The sequence below is a fragment of the Roseovarius sp. B08 genome, from assembly GCF_051417955.1.
Lineage (GTDB): Bacteria > Pseudomonadota > Alphaproteobacteria > Rhodobacterales > Rhodobacteraceae > Roseovarius.
On sequence record NZ_JBPRLW010000001.1, the window covers coordinates 2,250,799 to 2,266,959 of the forward strand.

17 protein-coding genes are annotated in these 16,161 nt (G+C 61.4%); 11 read left to right on the forward strand and 6 right to left on the reverse strand.

What is annotated here, in order from left to right:
- Positions 1–126 precede the first annotated feature (126 nt).
- The 4 genes from ACSQ76_RS11360 (at position 127) to ACSQ76_RS11375 (ending at position 2,717) form a co-directional block, all read left to right on the forward strand.
- A complete protein-coding gene (locus ACSQ76_RS11360) occupies positions 127–1,260 on the forward strand; it encodes a bifunctional 2-C-methyl-D-erythritol 4-phosphate cytidylyltransferase/2-C-methyl-D-erythritol 2,4-cyclodiphosphate synthase (protein WP_437156655.1) in 1,134 nt (377 codons plus the stop codon).
- A complete protein-coding gene (locus tag ACSQ76_RS11365) occupies positions 1,257–1,754 on the forward strand; it encodes a phosphatidylglycerophosphatase A family protein (RefSeq protein WP_306129423.1) in 498 nt (165 codons plus the stop codon). Before ACSQ76_RS11360 ends, ACSQ76_RS11365 begins: the two co-directional genes overlap by 4 nt.
- The gene (locus tag ACSQ76_RS11370) at positions 1,751–2,218 is read left to right on the forward strand and encodes a CinA family protein (RefSeq protein WP_437156656.1); all 468 of its coding nucleotides are present in this window, start codon (positions 1,751–1,753) and stop codon (positions 2,216–2,218) included. Before ACSQ76_RS11365 ends, ACSQ76_RS11370 begins: the two co-directional genes overlap by 4 nt.
- A gap of 67 nt (positions 2,219–2,285) precedes the next feature.
- Positions 2,286–2,717, forward strand: a complete 432-nt coding sequence (locus ACSQ76_RS11375) for a GFA family protein (RefSeq protein ID WP_437156657.1) — start codon at positions 2,286–2,288, stop codon at positions 2,715–2,717.
- Positions 2,718–2,727: 10 nt separating this feature from the next.
- Here the strand turns inward: ACSQ76_RS11375 and ACSQ76_RS11380 are convergent, their stop codons facing one another.
- Together ACSQ76_RS11380 and ACSQ76_RS11385 are read right to left on the reverse strand one after the other, a co-directional pair.
- Positions 2,728–4,026, reverse strand: a complete 1,299-nt coding sequence (locus ACSQ76_RS11380; protein WP_437156658.1) for an MmgE/PrpD family protein — start codon at positions 4,024–4,026, stop codon at positions 2,728–2,730.
- The gene (locus tag ACSQ76_RS11385; protein WP_437156659.1) at positions 4,013–4,468 is read right to left on the reverse strand and encodes a type II toxin-antitoxin system RatA family toxin; all 456 of its coding nucleotides are present in this window, start codon (positions 4,466–4,468) and stop codon (positions 4,013–4,015) included. Before ACSQ76_RS11385 ends, ACSQ76_RS11380 begins: the two co-directional genes overlap by 14 nt.
- Before the next feature lie 127 nt (positions 4,469–4,595).
- On the opposite strand from ACSQ76_RS11385, the gene ACSQ76_RS11390 reads away from it, so the two are divergent.
- Positions 4,596–4,775: a hypothetical protein gene (locus ACSQ76_RS11390; RefSeq protein ID WP_437156660.1), complete on the forward strand. Its 180-nt coding sequence runs from the start codon at positions 4,596–4,598 to the stop codon at positions 4,773–4,775.
- Between the two features lie 106 nt (positions 4,776–4,881).
- Here ACSQ76_RS11390 and ACSQ76_RS11395 read toward each other — a convergent pair whose 3' ends face one another.
- On the reverse strand, positions 4,882–6,072 hold the full coding sequence (locus ACSQ76_RS11395) for a carboxylate--amine ligase (protein WP_437156661.1): 1,191 nt from the start codon (positions 6,070–6,072) through the stop codon (positions 4,882–4,884).
- A gap of 146 nt (positions 6,073–6,218) precedes the next feature.
- On the opposite strand from ACSQ76_RS11395, the gene ACSQ76_RS11400 reads away from it, so the two are divergent.
- The 6 genes from ACSQ76_RS11400 (at position 6,219) to ACSQ76_RS11425 (ending at position 11,915) form a co-directional block, all read left to right on the forward strand.
- Positions 6,219–6,962, forward strand: coding sequence for an RraA family protein (locus ACSQ76_RS11400; protein ID WP_437156662.1), 744 nt, complete (start codon positions 6,219–6,221; stop codon positions 6,960–6,962).
- 35 nt (positions 6,963–6,997) lie between these two features.
- Positions 6,998–8,068, forward strand: a complete 1,071-nt coding sequence (locus ACSQ76_RS11405) for a hypothetical protein (protein WP_437156663.1) — start codon at positions 6,998–7,000, stop codon at positions 8,066–8,068.
- 29 nt (positions 8,069–8,097) lie between these two features.
- Complete coding sequence (locus tag ACSQ76_RS11410) at positions 8,098–9,111, forward strand: Ldh family oxidoreductase (RefSeq protein WP_437158190.1); 1,014 nt, start codon at positions 8,098–8,100, stop codon at positions 9,109–9,111.
- Between the two features lie 63 nt (positions 9,112–9,174).
- On the forward strand, positions 9,175–9,825 hold the full coding sequence (locus ACSQ76_RS11415) for a YdcF family protein (protein WP_437156664.1): 651 nt from the start codon (positions 9,175–9,177) through the stop codon (positions 9,823–9,825).
- A 219-nt stretch (positions 9,826–10,044) separates the two neighbouring features.
- Positions 10,045–11,505: a hypothetical protein gene (locus tag ACSQ76_RS11420; RefSeq protein WP_437156665.1), complete on the forward strand. Its 1,461-nt coding sequence runs from the start codon at positions 10,045–10,047 to the stop codon at positions 11,503–11,505.
- Positions 11,493–11,915 (forward strand): DCC1-like thiol-disulfide oxidoreductase family protein, encoded by a 423-nt coding sequence (locus ACSQ76_RS11425; RefSeq protein WP_306129434.1) that lies wholly within the window; start codon positions 11,493–11,495, stop codon positions 11,913–11,915. The genes ACSQ76_RS11420 and ACSQ76_RS11425 overlap by 13 nt, the downstream gene beginning before the upstream one ends.
- Before the next feature lie 39 nt (positions 11,916–11,954).
- Here the strand turns inward: ACSQ76_RS11425 and ACSQ76_RS11430 are convergent, their stop codons facing one another.
- From ACSQ76_RS11430 to ACSQ76_RS11440, 3 genes are all read right to left on the reverse strand, one after another.
- Positions 11,955–13,535, reverse strand: coding sequence for a glucosamine inositolphosphorylceramide transferase family protein (locus tag ACSQ76_RS11430; protein WP_437158191.1), 1,581 nt, complete (start codon positions 13,533–13,535; stop codon positions 11,955–11,957).
- 342 nt (positions 13,536–13,877) lie between these two features.
- The gene (locus ACSQ76_RS11435; RefSeq protein ID WP_437156666.1) at positions 13,878–15,050 is read right to left on the reverse strand and encodes a glycosyltransferase; all 1,173 of its coding nucleotides are present in this window, start codon (positions 15,048–15,050) and stop codon (positions 13,878–13,880) included.
- Between the two features lie 107 nt (positions 15,051–15,157).
- A complete protein-coding gene (locus ACSQ76_RS11440; RefSeq protein ID WP_437156667.1) occupies positions 15,158–16,036 on the reverse strand; it encodes a glycosyltransferase family 2 protein in 879 nt (292 codons plus the stop codon).
- Positions 16,037–16,161: the final 125 nt, after the last annotated feature.

Below are 16,161 nucleotides of genomic sequence, written 5' to 3' on the forward strand. Positions count from 1 at the left end.
CGTGACAAAGCACAATTTATGCATGCCCAAATTAAAATCAAAAAGTTGCGAGTGATTAAAAATTAGGCATAAGCCCCCTGTGACGCGGCCATTGCATGCCCCTGTCCGCTTGCGTAAGCAAAGCTTATGAGCATCGCAGCCATCATCGTCGCCGCCGGACGCGGCACCCGCGCCGGGGGCGAGCGGCCCAAGCAATGGCAGAACGTGGCCGGCAAACGGGTGATCGACTGGACGCTCGCGGCGTTCCGCGCGGTGCCGGAGGTCGAGCGGATCGTGGTGGTGGTGCATCCCGACGACACGGGCGAACTGGGTGGCGAGACCGGGATCACGGTCACCGAGGGTGCTGCCACGCGGGCGGGCTCAGTCTGCAACGGTCTGGCGGCGCTGGAGGGCGTGGGCGTGACCCACGTGCTGATCCACGACGCGGCGCGGTGCTGCGTATCCCCGGACCAGATCGCCGAGGTCATCGCGGCACTCGGGCCCGACTGCCCGGCGGCGGCCCCGGCCCTGCCGGTCAGCGACGCGCTGTGGTTGGGCGAGGACGGTCTGGTGACCGGCACCCAGACCCGCGCCGGGCTCTACCGCGCGCAGACCCCGCAGGGCTTTGCCCGCGACGTGATCGCCGCCGCCCATGCCACCGCGCCCGAGGGCGCCGCAGACGATGTGGAGGTCGCCCGCGCCGCAGGCATTCCGGTGCGCATCCTACCGGGACGCGAAAGCAACCTGAAGATCACCACGCCCGAGGATTTCGCCCGGGCCGAGACCATCCTGAGAGGACCCATGGACATACGCACCGGAACCGGCTTTGACGTGCACCGTTTCGGCCCCGGCGACCACGTGATGCTGTGCGGCGTCGCGGTCCCGCATGACCGGGGCCTGCAAGGGCATTCGGATGCCGATGTGGGGCTGCACACGCTGGCCGACGCGATCTATGGCGCGATGGCCGAGGGCGACATAGGCCGGCATTTTCCGCCCAGCGATCCGCAATGGAAGGGCGCTGAGAGCCACGTGTTCCTGTCGCACGCGGCCAGCCTGGCCGCCGAAAAGGGCTTTCGCATCACCAACGTGGACCTGACGCTGATCTGCGAGACGCCCAAGATCGGCCCGCACGCCGCAGCGATGCAGGCGCGGGTGTCCGAGATCACGGGGCTGGAGGTGGACCGCGTGTCGGTAAAGGCCACAACAACCGAGCGCCTGGGCTTTACCGGCCGGGGCGAAGGCATCGCGGCGCAGGCCGTCGCCACTCTGGTGCGCACATGAGGGCGGCGCAGATCATCGCGACCTTCGGCGGCGTGGGTTATCTGCGCCCGGCGCCGGGGACCTGGGGCTCGCTGGCCGCACTTGCGGTGGCGGCGCTCTTGCATGTCATCGGCGGGCCGGTGCTGCTGGGCCTGGGAGTCGTGGTATCGTTTGCATTAGGATGGTGGGCTACTGCGCAGGAAACAAAGGGAAAAGACAATCACGACCCCAGCGAGATCGTGATCGACGAGGTGGCCGGGCAATGGCTTGCCTTCCTGCCGGTATCGATCGGCGCCACCCATGCCGGGGCGGCGCTGTGGGCGCTCTGGCCGGGGTTCGTGACCGCCTTTCTGCTGTTCCGCCTCTTCGACATCTGGAAACCCGGGCCGGTGGGCTGGGCCGACCGGCAGGCCGGGCCGATGGGGGTGATGCTGGACGACCTCATCGCGGGGTTCATCGCGGCGCTGGGCGTCATGTTCTTCGCCTGGCTCTCGCACGGGGTGCTGGGGCTATGAGCGCCGAGGACGTCCTGAACGCCGCCAAGGCGGCGGGGCTCATGGTCGCCACGGCCGAGTCCTGCACCGGGGGCATGGTGGCGGCCGCCCTGACGGATATCGCAGGCTCGTCGGCCGTGGTCGAACGCGGCTTCGTCACCTATTCCAATGCCGCCAAGCGCCAGTTGCTGGGCGTGCGGGCCGACACGCTGCGGGCACACGGCGCGGTGTCCGAAGCGGTCGCGCGCGAAATGGCCGAAGGCGCGCTGGACCATTCCGAGGCGGACGTGGCGGTGTCGATCACCGGCATAGCCGGCCCCGGCGGATCGGAACACAAGCCCGAGGGGCGCGTCTGCTTCGGGCTGGCCCGCGTAGGGCGCGTGACGCAGGTGGAAACGGTGGATTTCGGTGCCTTGGGCCGGGCCGAGGTGCGCGCCGCCGCGCGGGATCATGCACTGGCGCTGCTGCTCAAGGGGCTGGGCTGAGCATCTTGCCCCGATCCCTGCCCTGTGGCTAGAAATTGCAGCGAGAGTTCAGGACAGGAATTCCGACATGACGACACGCGGCCATTGCCATTGCGGCGCGACGCGCTGGGAGTTCGAGGGCGAGCCCGAATGGGCGTGCTACTGCCACTGCGACGACTGCCGCCGCAACTGCGGCGCTCCGGTGGTGGCGTGGCTGGGCGTGCCGGTGGCGGCGTTCCGCTGGACCGGCGCGGCGCCCGCGACCCGCGAAAGCTCGCCCGGCGCCTACCGGCATTTCTGCGCCGCCTGCGGCACGCCGATGGCCTTCGAGGCGGATCACTACCCGGGCGACATGCATGTCTATGCGGGCTCGCTGGAGGATCCGGGCGCGGTGCGACCGGCCTTTCACGTGCATTACAGCCGCCGTTTGCCATGGCTGACGCTCGACGACGACCTGCCCAAATATGATGGCAGCGTGGTCGACCTGCCCGAAGGCGCGGTGATTTCTCCCAAGGACTGAGCGGCGCGGCTTATCGGACCAGAAGGGCGGCGAATTCGTCGGGCGGGGCGTCGGCCTCGATCGCCTGCCAGATCGCCTCGGCACGCCCCTCGCCCAGCAGGGCCGCGGCCTTGGTGCGCACGCGTTTCTGGCGCGTGGCAATGCCCGGATCGGCGTCGAGATCGTGGAAAAGCTCCTGAACCGAGCCGTCCTTGAGCGTGACACGCAGGCGCGCCTGCATCTCGGTCAGGCTGTCGTCGCTCTGCACCGTGACCCGTTCGCGCAAAGCGGCGAGATCGCCGTCCCTGCTCAGCGCGTCGTCGAAGCTTTCGAGCCGCGCGGTGTCGTGCCCGGACAGCGCCATGGCGGCAACCATCCGGTAGCTGAATTTGGACTGAAGCCCGCTTTCGGGCGAGGCGATGTTGCAGACGCTCAGCCAGCGGGGGTGGGTGGCGATCTCGACCCGCTCGACCGCCTCGGCCCCGGCATCGAGGTCGCGCAGCGCTTCCAGCGTCGCGTGCAGACCGTGGCAGCAGGCGTGGAACTTGTGCTGAACGCTTTCGAACAGCCAGTCCTGCCCCAGCGTATCGAACGCCGCGCCCTGCCCTTCGCCGTGATGCGTGGGCCCAAACCCGTTCTGCCCCTCCATCGCGCCCGGGGCGCTGAGGAACCCTCGGGCCGCGAGCTGTGCCGCCTCGACGCCGTTCGAGGCGGCAAGGCCCGCGTTCATCGGCTTTCCCATGGTGCCGAACTGCGCCTTGATGCCCGACGCGCGGGTGGTGACAAGGCCGATGGCGTGCTGCATCTGGTCCTCGGTCAGCCCCATCAGCCGTCCGGCGGCCAGTGTCGCGCCAAAGGCGCCGGCGGTGGCGGTCTGGTGATAGCCCACCTGGTAATGCGCCCGGCCCAGCCAGATCCCCACACGGATCGAGGCCTCGACACCGAGCAGCGCGGCCTCCTGCATGGCGGGGCCGGAGGCGCCCACGGCCTGCCCCACGGCCAATGCTGCGGGGATGACGGCCACGGACGGGTGGCCGATATGGGCAAAATGCGTGTCGTCATAGTCGAGCGCGTGGGAAATGGTGCCGTTGACCAGCGCGGCCATGCGGGCGGGCACGCGCAGATCGCTGCCGATCAGGCCGGCGTGGGGGTGGCCGCCTTCGTCCTCTGCCTGCGCGCGCAGGATACCCGCCACGGGCTCATCCCGTCCGGCGATACCGACCGCGGCCCAGTCGAGCAGCGACAGGCGCAGAATTTCCATCGCATCCGGCGCCTTCGCCGGGCCAAGGGCGAACCCGGCCAGCCGTTCGGAGATCTCAACCCCGGCCATAGAGCTTTTCCGCCCGCGTCTCGAAGGCGCGCACGATGCGCTTCATCGCCTCGTAGAAGAACAGTTCCGCCGCGCCCTGCAACAGCCTGTTCTTGAACTTGAAATCCACGTCGAAGGCAACCTCGCAACCGCCCCCGTCCAGATCGCGGAACTCCCAGTTCGAGCGCATGTGGTGGAACGGGCCATCGAGATACTCGGTCTCGATCCGCTTCCTTTCGGGCCACAGGACCACCCGGCTGCTGAAGCGTTCGCGGAAGACGCGGAAACTGATCACCAGATCGGCCTCCATCACCTTGCTGCCATCATCCTGCGGCGTGACGCTGTTCACGCGGGCGGCGGCCGTCCAGGGCAGGAATTCCGGGTAGGAGCCGACATCGGCGACAAGGTCGTACATCTGCTGCGCGGTATAAGGCAGCGTCCGGGTTTCGGAATGGGAAGGCATGCGGGCAGATCGGTCCGTTGGCTTGTGGCGGTGCAGGTCTGTGTCGTAAACTGGCCCGCGAAATGCAAGGGAAACACGGAATGCCGCGCGAAAAAGTCATGCCCCGCCTGGGCAGGGTCCCTGCCCGATGAACCCGCGCTGGCTGTTTCGCATGTCGCGCTGGGCGCAGAACCCGCCAAGCGCGGGGCGGGTGAAATTCGTCTTCGCGATCATCGGGATCTGCCTGCTGATCGTGGCGGCGGAGCATTTCATCGGGCTGCCGGAGTGGATGGCGGTCGATCCCAAGAGCGGGCGCTACCGTCCTTGAGGCGCGCCGAGGGCCGCTGAGATTCTTCGTACGAAGAATCTTGGTAGAGAAAATTCGTACGAATTTTCTTGGAGGCGCGCCGAGACAAGGGATGGTGGCGGTCGCATTATCCGTCCGATCGCGAGAGCTTTCTGGAAATCACCCGCCCTGAAACGTATCTCAGACGTGCCAATTCGGGCCGCGGATCCTTCACGCTCCACATCGGATAGATCTTCCGGCCGGCCCTGACGCTCGCAAACCATTCCCGCAAGCTGAGTTCACCACGCCGGTAGAGCTCGATCGAGGCAAACGTATCGCGCAAGGGGTTCCACAGCCTTATGTCTTCGCTGGACTGGAACATCTCTGGCTTTTTCTGGCCAGTCAGGTGCGCATAAATGAATTCATCAATCTTCATGCCAGATGCCGTGACAAGGACATGGCCGCCGGTGAAACGTGGATTGCACTCGATGACCTTGAGCTGACCATCCCGCTCGTCCCTTTTGAATTCTATGTTCGCGGTGCCGTGCCATGGCATGGAGCCGAAAAATTTGCGGCCCATCTCTGCGGTTTCGGGCAGAAAGACGGATTTGTGGTAGCAGGAGCCGCCGCGATTGATCGGATAGCGCCGGATGACGCATTTCGTGTAATCGAACAACGTTTCGCCGTGCTGGTCGATATAGGTGTAGTAGCTGCTCAGCAGCGAGTCCGGACCCGGTATCATCTCGACAAGCATGACGTTCAGCCCATGCGACTGAGCCAGTGCGATCTTGTCCCGCGCCTCTTTGAAATCGCTTTTGATGATGAACAGTTTGCATCCGAACACTCTCGTGAACAGATGCGAGTGGATTGGCTTCACCATCACGGGAAAGGTGATCTTGTCCCGAATTGCATCGAGGTCTTCGACGGTGTTGATGGTCCAGAAATTCGGGGTCGGCACCCCCGCGGCCCTTGCGATTTCCAACGTCTCCTTCTTGTCCAGCATGGCCAGGCGAAGCTTTGGGTCGAAATCCTCCAGAAGGTATCGCTGCTCCAGCCAGTCCTTGTTGCGGCAGACGAAACCGATCGAATCGTCGCAAAGCGGAAAGATGACGGAGCCTTCCAGTTCGCTGTTGGACTGCAGCAGGTCCTTCCAGAAACTTTCCGATTCAACCCCCTTGGGCACTGGATAGCGTTTCGCGCAATAACGGGAGTTGAGCACCCAGGCACCATGTTCGCCGGACGCCGCGACGTGAATACCAAGGGCCGAGAGGTTCCGCGCGACAGAAACGCCGTTCTCGCCACCGCCAAGTAAAAGGACACCAGCTTTGGGTACGGTCAATCGTGGTCTCCTCGCCAGATTTTAATGGATATTTTTTTTGTCATTTTGATTGCTTTATTTGCAATTGTGGTGAAGCTTGGTGAACGTGCCAGTGATGGACACGTTAGTGAACTACTTCAAGTATGTTATTGAGAGTTTGGTGAAAATTGGAAAAGGATTGTTTCGAAACCGGAGACGGTGCCGTAGCTAAGCCGAAGTCGTCCGAGATGAACCCGGGCCCAGGCTTCATGGTCAGGAAATCTTTCCCGCGTGTCGACGATGACATCATCGAAGGCTTCCGTGAATTCGAGACGACGGATGTCTCCGATGCCTTGAACAGGATGTACACGACCGGCAGTGACATTCAGAACCTGGCGAACCAAGACAGCCTTGTCGGCACGGTCGTCACCGTAAAGGTCTTTCCCGGCGACAACCTGATGGTCCACAAGGCCCTCGATATCGCCAAGCCGGGAGATATCATCGCCGTGGATGCCAGCCAGAGCAAGACAGCCGCAGTTGTGGGCGACCTGATCGCCAACAAGGCGAAATCCCGCGGAATTGCAGGCTTCGTCATCGATGGTTTCATTCGCGACCTGCCCGGCATCCTGGAATGCGGCCTGCCGATCTATGCCATCGGCGTCACGCCTTTTGGCCCGCTTCACCGCGGCCCGGGCGAGATAAACTACCCCATCAGCCTCGGAGGCGTTGTCGTCCAAGCCGGCGACATCGTGAGCGCTGATCGGAGTGGCGTGGTCGTCGTGCCCAGTTGGGCCGCCGCCGATACGCTCGCACGGCTGAGAGAAAACCGAGACCGGATGAGCCAGTATGTTGCGGACGTCAAGCGCGGCAGGTTCTCGAATGCCTGGGTTGATGATCAATTGAACGCCGAGGGTTGCCAATTCAACGAATGACGCCAGCGTAGCAATCGAACAAGGCTACAAAGATCGTGCAGTACCATTTCGAGAGGCTCAGGCGCCGCATTCTGAAATTGCGGGATCTGGACGCGGTCCTCAAGCGCCGAAAGTTTCGAGGCCTGCGCGATGAATTCTATGATCGTCTTTGGGCCGAGGCCGCTCAGGATGTTGGTGCCAGGTTCGAAAAGACCGATGGGCTGACGCAGATCACAGCCGGTTCGCTTCGTACCTACCTGCATCATTCCGACCTCATGCTGGACGACGCGATTACGACGCGGGTCATGGCGGACAAGGCCATGACCTATGAACTGATTGCGAAGCTGGGGCATCCGGTACCGGATCACTGTGTCTTTTCCTTGGGCGAAATGGCCAAGGCGCGCTCGTTCCTCGCGCGTCATCCGGGCGGAATCGTGGTCAAGCCGGCGCGTGGAACCGGCGGCGGAAACGGCGTCAGCGTGGGCATCCGCTCGAACGAGATGTTGAACCAGGCGGCCAGACATGCCTCCAGTTTCAATTCGAAACTTCTCGCCGAACCGATCCTCGAGGGCGCAAGCCTCCGCCTGCTCTACCTGGATGGCGTGTTTCTTGATGCCGTGCTGCGCGACCGCCCTACCGTCATAGGCGACGGAAGCTCCACCTTGCGTCAGCTTATCAACGGCGAAACGCGAAATCGGCTGACCCGAAAACCAATTGTCGCCCTCAACCCTTTGAACATGGATGTGGATTGCCGCAGTTTCCTGCAGCGGCAGAAACTAGACCTGAAGGGCCGTCCCGGTGCGGGGCAGCGGATCGCGGTCAAGAATGTCGTGAACGAAAACGCCGCGCGCGACAATCGTTCGGTGCGTGACGCTGTCAATCCGGAAATCATCGAGGCGGGCGGGCAGCTCGTCAGGAACCTGAACGTCAGCCTTGCGGGGCTGGACGTCATCGTGCGCGATCACACGGCGCCGATGCAGGAAAATGGCGCCTATTTCCACGAGGTGAACATCGGACCGGGATTGCATCACCATTACCTTATCGCCAACCGCGACGAAGGTGTGCCCGTAGCCAGCCGGATCCTCGAAACGATGTTCCGCCGGAAGATGGGCGTGATTCAGACATGACAGACACGCCCTGCAGAATCTCTCCCGCGATGCTTACGGAGTTCATGCGCGACGCACTGGTCCGATCCGGTGCAGACCCCAGGGATGCCGGTTGCGTCGCAGATAACCTGATCTGGAACGACCTCGTCGACCGCAGGAACCATGGCTGCGAAAGGCTGTCCATCCTTTGCAGCAAAGTCCGGTCGGGCGCGATCCGGTCACCGTCCCTCATGCGGTTCAAACAAATGGGGTCAGGCGTCGGGTCTCTGGATGCTGGCGACGGGTTCGGGCAGATAGCCGGGCAGCGCGCGATGGAACATGCGATCGATCTTGCCAGCGCCGCCGGCCTCGGCGGCGTAAGCGTGTCCGGAAGCAACTTTTTCGGCACCGGGGCGGCATTCCTTGTCGAAGCCGCCAAGGCCGACATGATCGCCCTCGTCATGAGCAACTCTTTCGCCAAGGTGGCCGCGCATGGCGGTGTGACGCCGGTGCTGGGCACCAACCCGATCGCCTTCGGAGCGCCCCGCCGCAACGGGCGCGCCCTCCTGGTGGACATGTCGACCGCCGGACTTGCCGGGTCGACGCTGCGCGCGCACCGCAGGCAAGGCCTGGACTTGCCCACGGGGCTCGTGATTGACGATGCAGGTAACCCGGTGACCGACCCGGCCCTCGCCCTGAAGGGCACGTTGCTGCCGGCAGCCGGCGCCAAAGGTTTCGGCCTGTCGCTTTGCGTGGAGGTTCTTGCCGGCGTCCTGAGCGGCTCTGCGATGTCGAAACAGGTCGGCTCGCTCTATGCAGACGCACCGCAGGCCGGAAACAGCGGGCATTTCGTCCTGGCGTTCGACATCAAGCACTGGATGCCCGTGGACGTGTATTATGATCGATTCGACACCATGGCCTCGATGATTGCGTCTTCCAACCCGGACGGTTCAGTTCGCTTGCCCGGCGAAGCCCGCTGGGACGCATTCGATAGAAATTCGCGTGAGGGGATCGAGATCGAGCCAGAGACCGCCAGAAGACTTGAAGAGCTGGCCGCGAACCTGGACATGCAACCACCATGGTGACACCTGCAGGAACCGGCATCGCTGCAAGGGTTGGCCTGCTTCAAGTCTGCAGAGAGTGACCCGATGCGCCGTCTCGGAAAGCTGCTATTGTTCGTGGTCGTCGCCTACCTCCTCTTGGTCGGCGCCATGCGGGTGTATGTGGAAACCTACCGGCAGGATCCGGTACAGGGCCCGGTCAGTGCCATCGTGGTCCTGTCTTCCGGTCCTGTGAGAGACGACCGGGAGGGGCGAACCGGTATGCGCACACGGGCCGGGGTTGAGCTGTATTTCACGCAGCGCGAGGCGGGCCACGACCCGAAACTCGTCCTGTCCGGCGGCATCATTCATCCTGAAAGCCCCAGCATGGCCGAGGATATGAGGGACTTTGCCGTCGATCTGGGCGTGCCGTCCGACAAGATCATCGTCGAGGGCCGTTCGGGATCCACGCTTCAGAACGCCTTGTTCTCCCACCAGTTACTTGGAGATGCGGCAAGCGGCCAGCTTGCTGTCGTCACCGACCGCTTTCACATCCCGCGCGCCTGGACCAGCTTTCGCTGGGCGGGAATGTCAGACCTCGTAATGGTGTCAGCTGACGGGGAAACCGAGCCTGTGGACTGGGACAACCTGATGGGCGAAGGCATAAAATGGCCCGCCAACGCGGTACGCGGCCTGGTTTTCTCGATCCTGAGTACGGTGGGCTGGGCAGAGAAAGAGATTCTGTGGATCATCGAATAGATCGCGAGCGCGTGCAGAAACCCGAGCCGGGGCCGCTGTCGTGAGCTGATCGGCCCAATTCAGCATGTTTTGACCGACAAGTAATGATGAATCCCCGTGTCCCACGTCAGATTCTGTCCGATCGAGCATCAAAAAGCTTGCGGGAACGGCTTCTCTTTTGCAATCATCCCTAGCCAATAGTTAGTTTCGGCTCTGCTGATATTTTATAATGATCGACAAATGAATTCCGAGCGCTCCTTACCCAAGCTGAACAGCTTGACCATTTTTTCACATGCATGGGCCGCGCAAAGCCTGGTCCAATTGGTGTTCTTCCATAGCGTTTGGTTCGAGGAACGCATGATCCTCGGCTACATTTTCGCTGCGCTCGCAATCCTGGTTTTCATGTTTCCCGGCCGGGTCTGGCTCTTCGGCGCCATGATCGTCGCCAGTATCGCCTATTTCGTTTCGCAGTGGCCCTATGTCGTGAATCACATTCTCACCGACACGTTCCTGTCAGTCACCATGCTGGCGGCCCTGATCTGGATGGTCGTGTATTTCAAGCGTCGACACGTTCCGTTCGATCAAGATTTGGCGAACGCCTGGTTCGACAAATTCGCTCCGGTGTGCGGGGCCGCCTTCGCTTTCATTTATTTTTCCATCATCGTTTCAAAGCTGAACACCGGCTTTTTCAACCTCGACATAAGCTGCCTCAAGGGAATGATCGAGGAGGTGCATGACAGGCGTCTGATCCTGTCGCCCCTTCTTTCGATAGCGAGCGTCGAATTCTACTTCTGGTTCTTCATGGTCGCGGAAACTCTTCTTCCGCTGATGCTGGCGATCCGCAGGACGCGACTTCTTGCGTTCTATTTCGGTGTCCCATTCCACGTTTTGCTTGGCTTGATGGGTCACTGGCCGTTCTCCGCCTTCATGATTTCCCTGTACATTCTCGTCGCTGCCCCGGCCCTGCTGAAGGTACTCCGCGAGGTGGCGGGCTGGGCGGACGGCTTGCGCAACAAACTCGTGCCGTGGGTGTCGCCGTCTCTTGGCTTTGCATGTGTGAGCGGATTTCTCCTGGCCTGCGCCCTGGTCATCAAACCCAGTTGGGTCTGGCTTATCTGGACGCTTGGCGTCGCGACGGCCCTGCTCTATGCCACCATACGTGAGCATATCCGGCACGGCTTGTTCGCCGGGACCGGCGTTACGCCGATGTGGACCTCGAAACCAGGTTTTCTATGGGTCTTCTTCGTACTGGTGGTGATAAATTCCCTGTCACCCTACATAGGGTTAAAGACAACAACCAGCGTCGCCATGTACAGCAACATGAGGACCGAAGGCGGCACGAACAATCACCTGTTCATGCCAAGGGTGCCCCTGTTCCATATCCAGGACGACCTTGTGGAAATCGTTGCTTCGAACAACGAGCAAATCGAAGAGCTGAAGACACATCCGGCGCGCTACGGCTATGTCGGGCAGGAGTTCGACGTATATGTGAATTACTTCGAACTTCGCCGAAGCGTCGCAAACGTTGAAGATCCGGATCTGGAGATTACCTATATCCGTAACGGCGAGCAGAGGACTTTCAAACGCGGCGAAAGCAACGAAGCCGACCCCGATCTCGATGTGGCTCCGTCGATCTTCTTGCAAAAAGCCCTGTATTTCCGCCCGGTCTTTAAAGGAGATTTATCCTATTGTCTTCACTAGGCGCGGATCCCGGGACCGGCTCACCGCCGGACAAAGCGGATAACTGGCTGCTGTATGACGGTGAGTGCCCGTTTTGCAGTCGCTATGTAGAGCTTGTTCGCATCCGTGACGCCGTCGGTCCGTTGCGCCTTGTCAACGCGCGGGACGGCGGGCCCGAAGTCGACGAAGTCAAAACCCATGACATGGATCTTGACGAAGGCATGGTGCTGAAGATGTCAGGCAAGCTGTACCACGGGCAAGACTGCATTCATGCGTTGTCCCTGCTAAGTTCGCCGGAAGGTGCATTCAATCGATTCAATGCCTGGGTATTCCGCTCAAAGACCCGCGCCGGGCTGCTGTACCCCGTGCTTCGTGCCGGCCGGAACACCACGCTCAGGCTGCTTGGCCGCAAGAAGATGCGGTCGAGTTGACGCGGCAGGCCATGCGGCCCCCTTCTTCACTGGAAGCGTCTATCTGTCAGGAGTGGTCGTGCACCAGTCGATCACATACCGGTCCCGCAGCATGTGGAGGTGATGCAGACCGATGCTGCCCGGCTTGTCCTTGGGCGTAAACGTCCGCACCAGCCTTTCTTCGTATGCGACGGGATCGAGTCGCGTGATCTCCATGATATTCAGCCCGTACCCGTACACGCCGAAGCTGTTGTTCTGGGATGGGCGGAAAATGCGCGCCTCCGTGCGGATCACGGACCCCGCGTTCCGCGCGACATCAGAGCCGATCACCACAGGATTTTGCGGATGCGGAACGATGGTCGTGAGATCAGGACCGTCCACCGCAAAGAGGTAAAGTTCGCTGGAATGATCCTGAAAGGCATAATGGTCTGAAAGATTGGTCAGGAGCCAGCACTGTCCATCCTCTGCCCGGAACAAGCTGCTATCGGCAAGATACTCGCCCTCGAACGCAGTCGCGTGCAGTTCCCATTCCGTGGGAAACGTCTTGGCTTTCCAGACTTCCAATCGCATTTGCTGCTGTGTTTCAGGAAGCATGAAAATGTCGTTGCCGTCTCGAAACACGTAAGGATACGACAGATGGTAAGGGCGTTTCAGCGCCACCACCGAAGGTGACAATGTTCCTTCCCCCAATCGCGCCGCTTCGATCCAACCGTTGCTGTCGTTCGGGCCCATGGCCTCGTAGAAGATCCATGTCTCGCCATCGTGTTCGAACAGAAAGGGGTCCGCCATGAAATACGCGTTATTCGGAAGATCCCAGGCGTCACGCAGCGTGATATCCGTCGGATCGGAGGCGCCGCTCATGATCCTCCAAGTCGGATTCGGGCGCGCCAGCTTTCCGGGCAGGCGCCGGGCCAGCCTCTCGCAGGCAGTCGAAAGAAAACTGGCCAAATAGGGCAGAAGATCAGCATAACCCGACGGGGCGCCCGGTGGCAGTGGTTCCGCCGCGTCCTGGCTGAGATCTGGGTTGGATTGCAGGTCCTTCAATGTCCGTAAAAGCAAAAGAACGGTCTTCTCTGCGACGAATGCCCCGGTCAGAACGGCCCCCGGCTTCGGATTGTAAGCTGCGCGCCGCAGGGTTCGCCCACTGCTCTTGCCCGCCGCTCGAAGAACGATGTCCACCCTGACGTTGGGCGCCGTGAAGACCGTGCGGCACGTCCCGATCCAGTCAGGCGTCGCCGATCCCTCGTAGGTGACAGAAACCTCGCCGACGCGCGCCTGTTGCAATTGCTCTTGAGCAAGCGTGCTGTCGCTCAGGGCGAGAGCCACGTCATAGGCGGGCCGGGCAGAATCGTGACTGATCTCGGACAGCTCCGCCAGCCGATCGGTCGCTGCCGCGGTGTCGTAGGCTGCAATACGGCGGCGCATGATATATCGCTCTGCCGCCAGCACCCAGCGAAGCGGAAAAGGCGGCCGCTGCATCGCAGTCGGCTTTTGACCCGCAAGCTTTCCGACGAGCCGGAACTCTCCCGAGGCACTCAGGCGGTCAATCAGCATGGCCTGCGCATCGGTCAAGGCTATGCCGGGCGTGTAAACCAGAGCCAACCTCAGCGGCTTCGACGCTTGCTTGCCAGCGTCACGCATGGTCAAGGGCGCACCATGAGACGCGTGGATCAAACGCAAACCGGACGGAAATCAGGGCCACGCAGTGCCGAAGAAACATTGGACTATCACCCGTAAAAAAACACGTTAAACCAAACTTTGGAAAGAAACCTATCCCACTGCCATGCAAACCCAAGCTTGACGAAAACCAGAAGCGGCACATGCGAATTCGACCCTCTGTACCACGTCAGTGTCAAGCGAAAGTGCCCGGCAGCAAGTCCAAGGCACGTCCCCGGACCAGGTTTTGAAGGAGCCTGGTCCATACACGCTCAGCAAATGGTTTCGGGCCGAGTATGCGATTTGGCGGAACCGAAACTTTCCCGGCTAGGGCCGCGTGGCATTTGCCCTCTCTCTTGGCGTCAGGCGCGCTCTTGCCTGACCTCCCACGGTATCTTTCAGCAGTTTACTGTAGAGGTCGCACAGCGCATCGCACCACTGCTCCGCGCTCAGCGACAAGTGTCGGCCACTGGTTCTCGCGGCCTGCGACATGTCAGCGACGGCGCGATCATTGCCGCTCAGTTCCCGCAGAACGGCCGCCAGCGCCTCTTGGCTGCCAGCCCTGAAACTTCGGCCCATGCCAAGCCTGTTGATATCCTGGCTGAGCAGCATGCTGTCCGAGATGATCACGGGCACACCGGACAAAAGCGCCTCTACCGGTGCCAGGCCGAATGGCTCGGGACCGAGCGTGGGCGCGATCAGCAGCCGCGCTTTCTTCATGGCTTCCTGCAGCCCTGCCCTATCCTGCCAACCGCTGTAGACATGCTCGGGGTATTCATCGAGAAGCCTTGCCCTGTCCCGTCCTTCGCCGACGAAGGTCACAGGCACACCTGCCTGCCGGCCTGCCTCCGCCAGAAGGAACACGCCCTTGTAGGCATGGATGTCTCCTACGTAGAGAATATCCCGGTTGCGTTCCGCCGCGAGCGGTGCGTGCAACAGCGGATCGACCGGGTTTGGAATAGTGCGCACCGGCCCTTCCGCCCCATCGGGAAACAGGCGGGCCTCCATTCCTTCGTGGATCAGGATCGTAGTGACACCGGCCGACAGCCGCCTCCGGGCGCGGTTCTGCAGCGACTGGCGCGCCACACGCCAGAGCTTCTGAGCATAGCTGCGCTTATCGCAATTCCTCAGCACGCACCCCGAGGACAACGCCCGGCGGTTGCAGGTTTCTCCCGATCTGAAATCGAAGAAAGCGCCGTTGGGACACGCCAGAAAGTAATCATGTGCATGCATGACCGTTCGCGAGGCGACAGGCCGCAGGGCGGCGAGAACCGAAGGTGAGAGCGTTTGGTGATAGCCGTGAACATGGTAGACGGTACCCGGGCTGTCATATGCATCCACCCAGTTCGACAGCAACCGAAGTGAATTCGCGTTCCAAAGCCCGCCAAGCGCGGCCTTGACCTTACCCTGCTCCAACAACCTGCTGCCCCCTGCCGCAACCGCGTCCACGCCTTTTTCGGACAGACAATGGGAATCTCCCGAAAAGAACGTCACCGGCACCGTCCGGTCCGCCAGAGACCGCGCGTGAAGCAGCGCCAGCTTCGACGCCCCTCCCTGGACAGTGGAAAAATCGCTCAGGATGACGACACGGTCGAGTTGCACCTGCATCACTCGAACGAGAGTATCTGTTCAGGACTCAGGCGCCCGCGCGCCAAGTCCTTGAAGGCGCGAAAATTACCGATGAGCCGCCCCCTGCGATCGACCTCCGGCTCGGGTCTCAACGATTTCACGACATTGCTGATCAGGTTTCGGGACATGATGTTCAAGGCGCGAGTCCTGGACATGGTCCCTTTCCTGGCGAGGTACAGAGGATTTGCGATCTGGGAATAGCCAAACCGTTGACCGCTGCCTCGACCGGTCTTCGTACCGAGATGCACCCCCCTCAGCAAACGGGACGTGACGATCTTTCCATAGCTGGCGACCTGGCGGGAAAAGTCTACGTCCTCGAGCCAGCAATAGGCTTTCAGCCGTTGATCGAACCGCAGATTGTTCTGCACGACAGGCCTGGCCCTGAGCGCCATGTTGCAACCGTAGCAGTTATACACGGGTGTCAGGGCAAAATCGTCAGCATCAGCAGGTTCCGAAACAAGCGTACGGCCATAGTCATGGCTCAGCCCCGGTCCATGAATTCCGTCCGCCAGGACGTGACCGGTGCACATGGCGACCTCTGGATTGTTTTTGAAGAGCCGTTCCAGATTGGCGAGGTAGTCGGGTGCGAGAATGAAGTCATCATCCAGAAAGAGCACGATATCGTCTTCTCGCAGCATGGCCAGAGCCGCGTTCCGCTGGGTCGTAAGCCCCCTCTCGGTCTGGATGACGGCGACCTGAAACGGCAAGTCATAAACGGCGTCGGTACAAACGTCCCCTTCGTCGGCCACGATAAGCAGGGTCAGGTCCGGTTTGCGGGTCTGCCGTTCCAGATCCTTTACCGTTGGCGTCAGGATCGAACACCGGTTCGTAGACGGGATTGCGACTATCAACCGCATATCGCAAGACGCTTTCTCATCGCACTAGACCACAAAAAATACCAACGATCCAACGCATATATTGACACGCTACGAACTGTCCGCCACCATTTGGAAAAGAGCAATAAGAAACGAGCAGACAATAA